Origin of the sequence: Phormidesmis priestleyi ULC007 (genome assembly GCF_001895925.1) — a bacterium.
GTDB lineage: Bacteria > Cyanobacteriota > Cyanobacteriia > Leptolyngbyales > Leptolyngbyaceae > Phormidesmis_A > Phormidesmis_A priestleyi_A.
On the sequence record NZ_MPPI01000005.1, the window covers coordinates 90,676 to 102,187 of the forward strand.

An 11,512-nucleotide genomic window follows, 5' to 3' on the forward strand; every position below is an offset into this window, starting at 1 on the left:
TTTACTGGCGATCGCGGCCCATGAAACGGTCTTTTCCCTACTCCCAACTAGTGCCCTACTTGACGCTGCTGCTCTGGGTGTTGCCTTTGGTGCTGCTGAGAAGCGGACAGCAAAGTCTGATGGCGCACGACGAAGGAATCTATGCCACCCAAGCTCGATCGATTCTGCAAACGGGCGATTGGGTCAGTGTGCAGTGGGGTGGCGAAGCGGGATTTGATCGTACGATCGGCATTCAGTGGCTAATTGCTGCTTGTTATCTGATGTTTGGCACCAACGAAGGAACAGCACGATTGCCTAGCGCGATCGCATTTGTTCTCAGTGTGTTGTTGACCTACCGAATCGGCTGCTATCTCTTAAATCCTCGTTTGGCATGGCTCGGAGCCGCAATTTTCAGCGTCATTCCCTTGGTCGCTCAATATGGGCGATTAGCGACTCAAGATTCAGTTCTCGTCTTCATCGAGCTACTGGCAATCTGGGCACTTTTAGAAGCGACAAACCCTCAACTCAAAACTCGAAACTCTCTGTGGTTACTTCTGGCAGGCTGTAGCCTTGGATGGGGATTTTTGATTAAAGGATTCATGATTATTCCGGCGGCTGTGGCACTGCTGCCTTATCTGATTGGGCAACATTCGCGTCATCGGCATCTAACTAATCCCTGGCTTTATGTCGGACTGGTCTTGGGTGCCCTGCCGCCGATCGTCTGGCTGAAAGCTGCGATCGCGCAATATGGCGACAAACCGATCGCAGAACTGTTTGGCAAACTCATTCATCTTAAAGGACAAACTTATCAAGGGGCAGGTCCGTTTTACTATGTTTGGAACATTCCAGCGAATGGGTTTCCGTGGGTGTTTTTTGCCTTGTTCGGATTGTGGTTAGCGTTCTTTAAGGCCGAAGTCCGGCAACTGTTGAAGGACAATCACGCTCGATTGTTGTTGCTGGGATATCCCATTCTGTTATTGGTCGAACTGAGTTTATTTGGCACTCGTACTCATTATTACCCGCTTCAGTTAATGCCCTTTGTGGGATTGTTGGCGGCGATCGCGCTCGATCGTCTAATTACCCCTAATGAAAATCTACAAGCAGCTAAACCATTTCAAGCAATTAACTCTATTTTGGGCGGTTTTGGAACATTGCTGATTTTGGCAGGCTGTGCCGCAACCTGGCTGGTGAGTTGGCATCCTGATGTTCGATCAGTTGGACATCGAGCGGCGATCGTCGTTCTGATCGTGGGTATTGGCTGGCTGAGTGTGTGGACGATCGGGCGGCAAAAATCCGCAGATCAATCAAAATTGTCACAACAATGGCTAGCAGGTTTGTTGCTTACCTCTTGGGTGGGTCTGACAGCACTGAACATGACTGGTTTATGGGGCAACTACAACCCCAAACTGAAGACATTTTTGCAAACGCCCCAGGTCGAAGCCGTTTTGAAAGCGCACCCCGTCAACTTTGTCGTCAACGAAGATCAACTGAGCCGAGACGATCGTAAAACTCATTTGCTGCTAAATTTTTACACTCCGCAGTTAGGGCAAAATCTGACGATCGACGCGCTGCAACCCGGTGAATTTGCCTGGCTTGACCCCAGCACCGCCATTAAGCCCACTCAATATCCTGTAATCGGCTCGTTTCAAACGTGGCAACTGGTCAAGAAACCGCTCGAATAAAAACAGTAGTGCTTTCCCAAGTTACCGCCTGATTGCACAAACGTTGACTAAATCGCTGTTGAATCTGGGCAATCTCGTCGTCTGATAAACGGTGGGACAGGTGATCTCGATAGCTGGGAGTATTAGCAGGATTGGGGGCAAACCAGCGATCGCAAAGGGCTTGACTCAGATAGATAGCCGTCTGAGAGCGAATGGGTTGAAGCTCGACCGAAAGATTTGCCTTCTCAAACAATAATTGCAGATCGTCAATATCCCAATTCACTTTAGGGTCAAAAGGTTGAGCATAGATGGCTTCTTCTGCTTGAACGAGACGATCGTAAATCTCTTCATCTAGCCAAGTGCGATCGAGCAACTGATAGAGTCGTTGGGCACGGCGGGGCACCGCTTCTGCCAGCACCAAAACGCCATCGGGTTGCAGCAGCTTGGTCAGTTGAGCCAGCACGATCGCTTTATCGGGTTCTGCTTGCAGGGCGTTGCGTCCTAGAATGCGATCGAACTTCAAAGATTTTGAGAAGGCATCGGATAGCGCTGTAAGTTGGGTATGCACAATTACAGGACGAGTTAACTCTGACAGGGTTTCGGCTTGTTCGGTCAGGGCATCATAGTCTTTTTGAGTCTGCACGCAGGCATAAACGCCGCCTTCAGGAACTTGACGGATCGCCTCCCAGGTAAGTAGCCCACTGGTAGCGTTGAGGTCGAGAATTAGGTGATGACGTTGAGGAGCCGCAAGATCAAAAACTCGATCGCGCAGGCTTCCCAATTTTTCGCCAACTTGACTGAGTGTGCGCTGCATCCAACGATCGAGCGTAGAATCCGCAGGACTCATGGTCAACCCTTCGGGCAAAGCAACACCAATGCCTTCAACTAGGGCGGCGAGTTGGGCTTCTCGCTGACGGCTGACTTTTGTACGAATCTGCGCTTCAAACCCCTGATCTGAAGGCTGATAAAACACTTGTCCTTGCAGGCTTCCTGGCAGATATTGCTGTTCGACCCAGTGTTCTCGATAAGAGTGGGGATAGAGATAGCCAGAGCCGTGCCCAAACCCTTGTTTATCACGACTAGAATCTCGCAAATGGAGCGGTACTTCAGATTCTCTCTCGTGCTCGATCGCAGACAGCGCATCAAAAAAGCCCATAACACTGTTCGATTTGGGAGCCGTCGCCAAATAAAGCGCCGCTTGAGCGAGAGGATAGCGACCTTCGGGCATTCCGACTCGATCGAAGGCTTCGGCACAAGCATTGACGATGACGATCGCGTTGGGGTCAGCCAATCCCACATCTTCCCCCGCGAGAATTACCATTCGCCGAAAGATAAAGCGGGGGTCTTCTCCGGCGTAAACCATTCTTGCCAGCCAATAGAGTGCGGCATCGGCATCAGAACCCCGCAGACTTTTGATAAAGGCGCTAATCGTGTCAAAGTGAGCATCGCCTTCTTTGTCATAAAGCACGGCTCGACGCTGAATCGATTCTTCGGCAACCGATAGGGAGATGCAAATCGTCCCGCTGGCATCTGAAGGGGTGGTTTCAACTGCGAGTTCTAGCGCGTTGAGTAGCGCTCGTGCGTCTCCATTGGCGACATTAACCAGATGGTTGAGCGCGTCTGAATCGAGTTGAATGGAGCGATCGCCATAGCCTCTTGAACGATCGCTCAAAGTCTGTTCGACGACTCGTTTGAGATCTTCTTCGTTAAGCGGTTTGAGTTGGAAAATCCGCGATCGACTCACCAACGCTTTGTTGACTTCAAAATATGGATTCTCGGTGGTCGCCCCAATCAGAATTACGGTGCCGTTCTCAACCCAGGGCAACAGCGCATCTTGCTGAGATTTGTTAAAGCGGTGCACCTCATCGACAAAAAGAATGGTGCGTTGGCTGTGCTGTCCGCGTTTGTCTTGGGCGGTGGCGATCGCGTCTCGAATTTCTTTGACTCCTGCCAAGACTGCATTAATGGCGATGAAATGCGCCTTTGTTGTGTTGGCGATAATTCGCGCTAGAGTCGTTTTTCCAGTTCCGGGCGGCCCGTAGAAGATCAGTGAAGAGAGTTGATCAGCTTGAATTGCCCGCCGCAAGAGTCGCCCTTGCCCAATAATTGCCGCTTGTCCCACAAATTCATCCAGCGTTTGCGGACGCATCCGAGCTGCGAGTGGGGCTTCAGCGTCGGTGAGGTCTTGGCGGTGACGATCGAATAAATCCATTTAAGTGCAGCGTGGAATGTTCGACATCTCCGACCCTACCAAAAATCTTCGCTCTTCTCACACTGGTCGCTGAATTAGCGTTTCTACGACTCCGACTAATCGAGTGACGTGACTCTCGATCGCGTCTGCCATTCTTGAAACCTGCTGCCCTTGTCGCTCGATCGAAGCATCAAGTCGATCCAGCGAAGCTTCCATTCGTTGCGATCGTTGCTCCATCTGTTCGTTTGCTTGCTGAAATTGTTGCTCCATTGAGTCATTTAATCGCTGGAAACTCTGTTCAAGTGCCGCATCCAGTCGATCAAATCCTTCTTTAAGTGAAGCATCTAATCGATCGAATCCCGCCTCGTTTGCCTCCGCTATTCTTTGGATATTTTGCGCTTGCTGTTCGCCTGAAAGCCTGAGTTCAGTCAGCCCTTCAGTGAAACGTCCGACCTGATCGGTCAATACGTCAAGCTTTTGCTCTAGAGAACGATCAGCGGTCGCGATCGAAGCGATCGAATTCATCGTCTGCTGATAGGTTTCCCGGTTTAGCTCGGCGATGCGAAGTAGGCGCTCATCAATATTTCTCAACTCTTGATCGGTGCTCATCGGCTTAGATTGCTACGGGCAAAGTATGGTCAGGTTAGCAGAAGTTTCAGCATCCGTAAAGTTGAGTTTTGTCAAACGGGTATCGCGTTTGAGATAGAGCGGATGTCGAGGTTGTCCAGTTTTGGTAATGCCCAGACAAAAGACATTTTGCTGAGAATTCAACTGCTTCATTACGGGACGATCGCGCCCTTTCAAAGTCCCCCAATTTCCCCATGCGAAGACGATCGTGTCTACACGTTCTCTCAAAGTGAGTAAGTAGCGATCGTTGTCCGTTTCGATCGGATCTCTAATCCGCTGAAGATCAGCAGGACTCTTCGTGCGGTAAGCAAACAAATTCACCACTTCAAGTCCGCCATAACCCCAGCTTTGAGCAAACCCAATACACCGTCGAATCGTGGGATCGTTAAGGGTCGCATCAGCTTGACTGGGATTCAGCATCACAAACCCAACTTTTGGCGACTGACTCCACGATCGCCAAAGCAAATAGCGATAAGTGCCTGCATGATCGAAGATTGCACCTGACTGCATTGCTCACCCCAGAGGAGTTATTCCCGGTGACACGGCGTGAATATACTCGCTGCCAGATTCTGGAAAGCCCCGGTGATAGAGCGCTTCTTCGGGTCTACCCCAGCCCAGTTGCAGCAAAATTTCTAGCGTGTGATCTTTGCCTTGATGCGTGAGAGTTGCCCACTCGGTGCGCTGAAGAATGCGATCGAGATCTCGAATCGACATCGGCTGATGAAATTTGCCGCAATTCATACTTAAATAGAAGTCCATTCCCTCGGTGACTTCTTGCCAGAAGGCGACGATCGCAGCTTTTGCTGCTCTCAAAATCATCCAATCGCTGTTTAAACTAATCAACTGATCATCAATTTTAGGATAGCGAAACGCCCTGTCTTTAATCGTGATGGTTTGCCAAACAATGCCCGAAATCTGATGCTCTCGCTGATAGCGATGCACCGTGTTGCGAAAGTCATTGTAGGCAGTAAATTTTTGAATGCCGTCAGATTTTACAAAGCGATCGATGAGCGGATTAATACCAGAAGGCGTTGCAGCCAGATTGAGACGCTGCCCATTCATGCAGGCTCGTCGCTCATCGGTGAGAATTTTGACTAACTCTTCGGTGCTGTAGATTTTTGACATCTCAAAATCCTCTAGCCAGAGTGTCTACTGCTCAATCTTACCTTTGATGAATCCTAGCGCGTCATCAGGGGTTGAGCCGCATTTATCGGGGTCTTCTTAAGAATCTTCTCGTTACCCCACACGAGGACGAATTCCATAGTGGCGAAGTTGCAGATAATCATGCAGGATACGATCGTGATCAAAGCAGAGATTATTAGGCAGTTCCCAAACGTTAACGATTTTTGCGTTTTTGGCATCGTCCCCGGCTGTGGGTTCGCCTTTAGCAGTGGCAATATAAACCAGGCTGACTGTGTGCTGTCGGGCATCTCGTTTGGGGTCAGAATAGACCTGAAGCAACTCGACTAAATCAACCGCTAAACCGATTTCCTCCATCGCTTCTCGACGGGCAGTCGTTTCTGCGGGTTCACCATAATCCATAAATCCGCCCGGAATTGCCCAGCCATAAGGCGGGTTTAAGCGCTCAATGAGAATAATCGGACGATCGGGGCGATCGACCATTTCAATAATAATGTCAACCGCAGGAGAAGGATTTTTATGAGCCACAATCACACAAAGGGAATAAAGGGCGATAGGTGAAAGTCAGGTTTGAGCCAAGTTCCATCCTTTCTTTTGACCGATTCTAACGTTCAGCTTGCCATGCTACAGTTCTCACAGCTTTGTGTTAACGTTCAGTTCGACAGAATTGGTTCGCTCCGATGGTGAATTCGGGAAGCCCCCTAAATCCCCCACAAGTGAGGGACTTTGAGCCGAGACTTTAGTTTCAAAGTCCCCCAAAGTGGGGGATTTAGGGGCAGAAGCCGCTAACAACGAAGCGAAAAAACTCGTCAAACTGACGTTGTGTTAAGTTTTCACCCTTCACCCTTCACTCTTTGATTTATGCCTTTTCCCAGATCTAGCGGCATTTTATTGCATCCCACCTGTCTTCCGGGTCGGTTTGGCGTGGGCGAATTAGGCTCAGAGGCGCAACGCTTTATTGACTTTATGGCGAATAGTGGGCAGCAGTTTTGGCAGGTGTTGCCGCTAGGGCCGACGGGCTATGGCAACTCGCCTTATGCGTCTTATTCGGCGATGGCAGGAAACCCATTGCTGATCAGCTTAGAAGTGTTGCAAAAACAAGGCTTGCTGTGGGATGAAGATCTGTGGAATATCCCTGAGTTTCCGATCGGCTGGGTAGACTTCGATCGAGTCACTGCATTTAAGATGCCGCTCTTGCAAAAAGCCTGCGATCGCTTCAAAACACAAGCCTCTCCTGAACAACAGCAAAAATTTGCCGACTTCTGCCATAGCAAAGCCTACTGGCTTGATGACTTTGCATTATTCATGGCATTGAAAGGAGAACACGATGGCGAAAGCTGGCATAACTGGGAGCCAGATCTCGCGCACCGCCAACCCGAAGTTTTGGATCAGGCTCGTGAACGGTTAAACCGAGAGATTTACTATCACAAATATCTTCAGTTTGAGTTCTTTCACCACTGGGCAGAGGTGAAGCAATATGCCAACGATCGTCACATCGAAATCATTGGCGATATTCCCATCTATGTGGCTCACGATAGCGCTGATGTTTGGGCAAACCCCGAAAATTTCTCTCTCGACGAAAAGACAGGCGAAGCGAAAATAATGGCAGGTGTTCCGCCCGATTATTTCAGCGAGACGGGGCAACTGTGGGGCAACCCAGTCTATAACTGGGAGCATTTGCAAGAGACGGGCTTTGCCTGGTGGCTACGACGCTTTGAGGCAATGTTAGATTATGTCGATATTATTCGCATTGACCATTTCAGAGGGTTTGAGGCTTATTGGGCGGTGCCTCAAGGCGAAACCACGGCGATGAATGGCGAGTGGATCAAAGCGCCCGGTGAAGAGTTTTTTGAGTTGCTGCGGCTGAAGCTAGGCAGACTGCCAATTATGGCGGAAGATTTGGGAGTGATTACGCCAGAGGTTGAGGCACTGCGCGATCGCTTTGAGTTTCCCGGCATGAAGATTCTGCAATTCGCCTTCGGCTCCGATCCGGGGAATCCCTTTTTGCCCTTCAACTTTAGGCACAACAGCGTCGTCTACACGGGCACCCACGACAACGACACGACGATCGGCTGGCACAACACTGCCTCTGATTGGGAGAAAGAGCAGCTATGGCTTTATCTGGGCAGCATCGGTTCCGATGGGGTGCATTGGGAGTTGATTCGCATGGCGCTGACTTCGATCGCGAATCAAACTCTGATTCCTCTGCAAGATTTGTTAGGGCTGGATGGGTCTGCGAGAATGAACTTTCCTGGCAAAGCCGAAGGTAACTGGGGCTGGCGCTATCGATCAGAGATGTTGAGTCATGAGTTGGGCGAAAAGCTCAAAACCCTAACTCGCATTTCGGGTCGGCTGCCGCAGCCCCGTGATGATGAGTCTGATTAGGTTCGCTTTGAATTGGGTGATAAGCAAGAAGCAATCGGAGACAGCAACTGATCGCAACCGAGGAAATGTCCGCTCAATCGGCTTAAAAAACTTCAGTCAAACTAGCTAAAAATATCATGAAACTCAATTCAAGCAAAGCTTTCACGTTTACCTATGAACGATTCTGAGCGAACAAAAAATTGGTATGGACAAGTTGCTGCAAATTATAGTTCAGACCAGCGAAAGAACTGGTATGGCGACGTTGCCGAGGCTTACAACAAAGTTAGACCGCGCTATCCTCAAACGCTGATTGATCGTGCGATCGCAGTTGCCCAACTGCCTCCCGGTGCAACTATTCTCGAATTGGGGTGTGGCCCTGGAATTGCCACGGTTCCGTTTGCTCGATCGGGGTTCTCAATGGTTTGTCTAGAACCCAGCCAAGTTTATCAACCGCTCACTAAAGTTTATCAATCGCAGGCACCTTCTCTGGTTGCAGAAAGAGAAGACCGAGCTACGCAAGAGCGAATTCTTCAGGGACTCACGCAAGATATCGCTGACTCAGGACTCTTTAGAACGGCTGTGTGTGAGCATTTGCCGTGCAAAATGACTTACTCCATCGACGATTATTTGATGCTTCTAAACACCTTCTCACCCTACAAAATGTTAGACCCATCCGAGCGAGATTCTGTATTCACAAGTCTGCGAGAAGTGTTAGAGAGATTGGGTGAAGGTGTTCAAGTTTGCTACCTATCAGCGTTCCACATTGCCGAAAAAATCTGAACCACTGATTACACTTCGTCAGGGTTGACCCCCATCTCTCGCAAGCGTTCTGCTAGTCGATCGGCGCGTTGTCGTTCTTGTTCGGCGCGCTGCCGTTCTTGATCTCTCAATTGCCCAAGTTCTGTAAAAGTCAGAAATCGCTCTCCATCAGGACGATAGATTTCCATCGTGTCAGCCGTGATCTCAAATCGAATTTTTAATCGAGGACTGATCCAGCCAGACATATTTTCAATCACGTCCAAATAGCTGTCCGATCGCAGCCATCCGATCAACTCGTTATCGTCTGGGTCGTAGACATAATATTCTTCAACCCCATATTGGTTATAAAACTTATACTTTCTGGCGGTTTCTGCTAACCGATTTCCCGGCGACAAAATCTCAAATACAACCTGCGGCGGAATGTTGCCTTCTAGCCACTGTTGATAAGAGCCACGATCGCCCTTGGGTCGCCCAAACACCACCATCGCATCAGGTGCTTGCCGAATGGTATTGCTGCCCTCAACGGGATACCACAGCAGATCACCCGCCACAAATACGCTGGAATTGTTCGTAAACAGCGACTCCAGGTTTTCTTTAATCGTGACAATCCATCGAAACTGCTTGGTGTTATCCGACATGGGTTGCCCGTCGCGTTCCGGGTAAAAAACTTCGGCTTTTGTTTGAGACACCATGACGACAAAAGCTCCAGAGAGCCGATTGTTTTAACCTAATAGAATATTTGTATCACATTTGTTTCAACACACTCCGAATCATATCGGAGGTCACTTGGTCAGTGGTGATCGCCGTTCCGATCGCGGTCGGCAACACAAATCGCACTTTGCCCGATTGAACTTTTTTATCGCTTTGCAGCGTTGTGAGAATCGCTTCAATGTCCATCCCATCAGGTAAACGAGTTGGCAAACCCGCTTTCTCGATTAGGGACAGTTGACGATCGCAGCTTTCTTGATCCCACAGCCCCATCTCAACCGCAATTTGTCCGGCTGCTACCATGCCGATCGCCACGCCTTCGCCATGATTGATAACTCGATAGCCTGTGAGACTCTCAACCGCGTGTCCGATCGTGTGTCCATAGTTGAGAATTTCGCGCAGTCCTGATTCTTTCTCATCTTTGTTGACGACGTGCGCTTTTGCCTGACACGATCGCGTCAAAATCTCTTGCAGCAGTTCATCATCGACATAGCGCAGTTGATCGAGTCGTTTGGCTTGCTCCATCTTCTCGAACAGTTCTGCGTCCCAGATAATGCCGTATTTGATCACTTCTGCAATCCCGGCGCGAAACTCTCGCATCGGCAGCGTTTTTAACACTTGCGGATCGATCAACACCAGTCGAGGCTGATGAAAAGCACCGATCAAGTTTTTGCCTTGGGGATGATTGACCCCGGTTTTGCCCCCGATCGCCGCATCGACCATTGCCAATAGCGTTGTTGGCACCTGTACGACATTTATGCCTCTTAACCAAGTCGAGGCGGCAAATCCCGTCATGTCGCCAATTACGCCGCCGCCTAGTGCCACCATGGTGGACGATCGTTCTAACCGATTTTCTAGCGCCGCATCATAAATTTTTTGCACCGTTGCCGGAGTTTTGTAGCATTCTCCCGCAGGTAGAATGCAGCTTGTGACCTGAAAGCCTGCCTGAGTCAGCGAGTCGATCACCCGTTGCCCATAAGCCCGAAAAATCATCGGATTCGAGACGACGAGAATCTTGCTTTGCGGTTTGAGGGTGAGCGTTTCTCCGGTGAGCCATGAGCCAATGTGATCGAGACTGCCCGGAGCGATGGCGATCGCATAAGCGTTCTGAGGCAACGGAACCGGAATAACAGATTGCATAATGAGTGACGCAGTAAAATCTTACTGGCTATCTTATCTGAAATGATGGGAGCGCTTGCCACCACAACTCTTTCTTTATGGGTCAATAGTTCCGTATAGTTGGGTATAGGATTTATTTGGAGTATGCCGCTATGTCAGCAGTGATCGCTTATTTAGCCCTTGTGGGTGGTGCATTCGGGTTAGCACTGGCGCTGTTTTTTGGCTTCCGTGCGATCAAGCTGATTTAAGAGTTGCGATCGCAACTCTTTCAAAATGAGACAGTCCTGATTGCCAAAAGCTGTCGAGACTGTCTCACTTGATTAACGCCTATTTTCTCCTGAGATCCGCATCACGACTAGCGTCATATCATCCGCGTTGTGCTTGTCCGCTCCGATAAACTTTTGCACACACTCAAACAAATATTTCAAAATCATTTGCGGATCGTCATATTTGCGACACGCTAACTGAAAGGCTTTGGTCAAGTTTTCTTCGTCAAATCGCCGCCCATGTTGGTTGGCTGCGTCGGTAAAACCATCCGTGTAATAGATGATCGTGTCGCCCGGAGATAGCTGCACCTGAGCGTCTTGATACTCAGTTTCAGCATCCAATCCGATCAGCATTCCTAACGTGTCTAGGCGCTCGATCGTATCCGTCTCAGCCTGCCACAACAAAGGTGGATTGTGAGCCGCATTGCTATAAGACAGAATGCGAGTTTTGGGATCGTATTCCGAATAAAAGAGTGTCACGAACCGATTCGAGTTTTCTAAATCGGCATACATGACCTGATTGAGATGTTGCAAAATGCGAGCCGGAGAGTGTCCGTTTAAAACCTCTGCCCGCAGCATTCCCCGCGTCATCGTCATGATCAGACCTGCGGGAACGCCTTTGCCCATGACATCGCCGATCGTCAGACTCCATCGCCCCGATTCGTTTTCGCTGTCTGGCTTGCGAATCTGCCCATAGT

Annotated in this window: 12 protein-coding genes; 4 read left to right on the forward strand and 8 right to left on the reverse strand. The window is 49.6% G+C overall.

Annotated features, from left to right (window positions below; translation table 11 throughout):
* The first annotated feature begins 20 nt into the window (after positions 1-20).
* On the forward strand, positions 21-1,661 hold the full coding sequence (locus BRW63_RS06350; protein WP_073070074.1) for an ArnT family glycosyltransferase: 1,641 nt from the start codon (positions 21-23) through the stop codon (positions 1,659-1,661).
* Here BRW63_RS06350 and BRW63_RS06355 read toward each other — a convergent pair.
* The 5 genes from BRW63_RS06355 to BRW63_RS06375 form a co-directional block, all read right to left on the reverse strand.
* Positions 1,642-3,852, reverse strand: a complete 2,211-nt coding sequence (locus BRW63_RS06355) for an AAA family ATPase (RefSeq protein WP_073070075.1) — start codon at positions 3,850-3,852, stop codon at positions 1,642-1,644. The genes BRW63_RS06350 and BRW63_RS06355 overlap by 20 nt on opposite strands.
* Before the next feature lie 57 nt (positions 3,853-3,909).
* A complete protein-coding gene (locus tag BRW63_RS06360; RefSeq protein ID WP_073070076.1) occupies positions 3,910-4,440 on the reverse strand; it encodes a hypothetical protein in 531 nt (176 codons plus the stop codon).
* Positions 4,441-4,452: 12 nt separating this feature from the next.
* On the reverse strand, positions 4,453-4,968 hold the full coding sequence (locus BRW63_RS06365; RefSeq protein ID WP_073070077.1) for a DUF1643 domain-containing protein: 516 nt from the start codon (positions 4,966-4,968) through the stop codon (positions 4,453-4,455).
* Between the two features lie 3 nt (positions 4,969-4,971).
* Positions 4,972-5,583, reverse strand: a complete 612-nt coding sequence (locus tag BRW63_RS06370; protein ID WP_073070078.1) for a hypothetical protein — start codon at positions 5,581-5,583, stop codon at positions 4,972-4,974.
* A gap of 111 nt (positions 5,584-5,694) precedes the next feature.
* Positions 5,695-6,126 carry an NUDIX domain-containing protein gene (locus BRW63_RS06375; protein WP_073070182.1) on the reverse strand — a complete coding sequence of 144 codons (432 nt, stop codon included), beginning with the start codon at positions 6,124-6,126 and terminating at the stop codon, positions 5,695-5,697.
* A 333-nt stretch (positions 6,127-6,459) separates the two neighbouring features.
* Here BRW63_RS06375 and malQ point away from each other — a divergent pair, with 333 nt between their 5' ends.
* Positions 6,460-7,983, forward strand: a complete 1,524-nt coding sequence (malQ, locus tag BRW63_RS06380; protein WP_073070079.1) for a 4-alpha-glucanotransferase — start codon at positions 6,460-6,462, stop codon at positions 7,981-7,983.
* Positions 7,984-8,136: 153 nt separating this feature from the next.
* Complete coding sequence (locus BRW63_RS06385; RefSeq protein ID WP_073070080.1) at positions 8,137-8,742, forward strand: methyltransferase domain-containing protein; 606 nt, start codon at positions 8,137-8,139, stop codon at positions 8,740-8,742.
* 8 nt (positions 8,743-8,750) lie between these two features.
* Here BRW63_RS06385 and BRW63_RS06390 read toward each other — a convergent pair whose 3' ends face one another.
* Positions 8,751-9,413, reverse strand: a complete 663-nt coding sequence (locus BRW63_RS06390; protein ID WP_073070081.1) for a Uma2 family endonuclease — start codon at positions 9,411-9,413, stop codon at positions 8,751-8,753.
* 52 nt (positions 9,414-9,465) lie between these two features.
* Entirely contained in the window at positions 9,466-10,569 is a 1,104-nt protein-coding gene (gene aroB / locus BRW63_RS06395) for a 3-dehydroquinate synthase (RefSeq protein WP_073070082.1), read from the reverse strand.
* Positions 10,570-10,700: 131 nt separating this feature from the next.
* Here aroB and petL point away from each other — a divergent pair, with 131 nt between their 5' ends.
* Positions 10,701-10,796 carry a cytochrome b6-f complex subunit PetL gene (petL, locus tag BRW63_RS06400; RefSeq protein ID WP_073070083.1) on the forward strand — a complete coding sequence of 32 codons (96 nt, stop codon included), beginning with the start codon at positions 10,701-10,703 and terminating at the stop codon, positions 10,794-10,796.
* A gap of 72 nt (positions 10,797-10,868) precedes the next feature.
* Here the strand turns inward: petL and BRW63_RS06405 are convergent.
* On the reverse strand, positions 10,869-11,512 hold a 644-nt coding region (locus BRW63_RS06405; RefSeq protein ID WP_143162018.1), incomplete at its 5' end, for a PP2C family protein-serine/threonine phosphatase.

Excerpts from the sequence above, each read along its gene's own strand:
- BRW63_RS06350 (WP_073070074.1), top strand. The coding sequence starts at position 21 with ATGAAACGGTCTTTTCCCTACTCCCAACTAGTGCCCTACTTGACGCTG.
- BRW63_RS06355 (WP_073070075.1), bottom strand. The coding sequence starts at position 3,852 with ATGGATTTATTCGATCGTCACCGCCAAGACCTCACCGACGCTGAAGCC.
- BRW63_RS06360 (WP_073070076.1), bottom strand. The coding sequence starts at position 4,440 with ATGAGCACCGATCAAGAGTTGAGAAATATTGATGAGCGCCTACTTCGC.
- BRW63_RS06365 (WP_073070077.1), bottom strand. The coding sequence starts at position 4,968 with ATGCAGTCAGGTGCAATCTTCGATCATGCAGGCACTTATCGCTATTTG.
- BRW63_RS06370 (WP_073070078.1), bottom strand. The coding sequence starts at position 5,583 with ATGTCAAAAATCTACAGCACCGAAGAGTTAGTCAAAATTCTCACCGAT.
- malQ (WP_073070079.1), top strand. The coding sequence starts at position 6,460 with ATGCCTTTTCCCAGATCTAGCGGCATTTTATTGCATCCCACCTGTCTT.
- BRW63_RS06385 (WP_073070080.1), top strand. The coding sequence starts at position 8,137 with ATGAACGATTCTGAGCGAACAAAAAATTGGTATGGACAAGTTGCTGCA.
- BRW63_RS06390 (WP_073070081.1), bottom strand. The coding sequence starts at position 9,413 with ATGGTGTCTCAAACAAAAGCCGAAGTTTTTTACCCGGAACGCGACGGG.
- aroB (WP_073070082.1), bottom strand. The coding sequence starts at position 10,569 with ATGCAATCTGTTATTCCGGTTCCGTTGCCTCAGAACGCTTATGCGATC.
- petL (WP_073070083.1), top strand. The coding sequence starts at position 10,701 with ATGTCAGCAGTGATCGCTTATTTAGCCCTTGTGGGTGGTGCATTCGGG.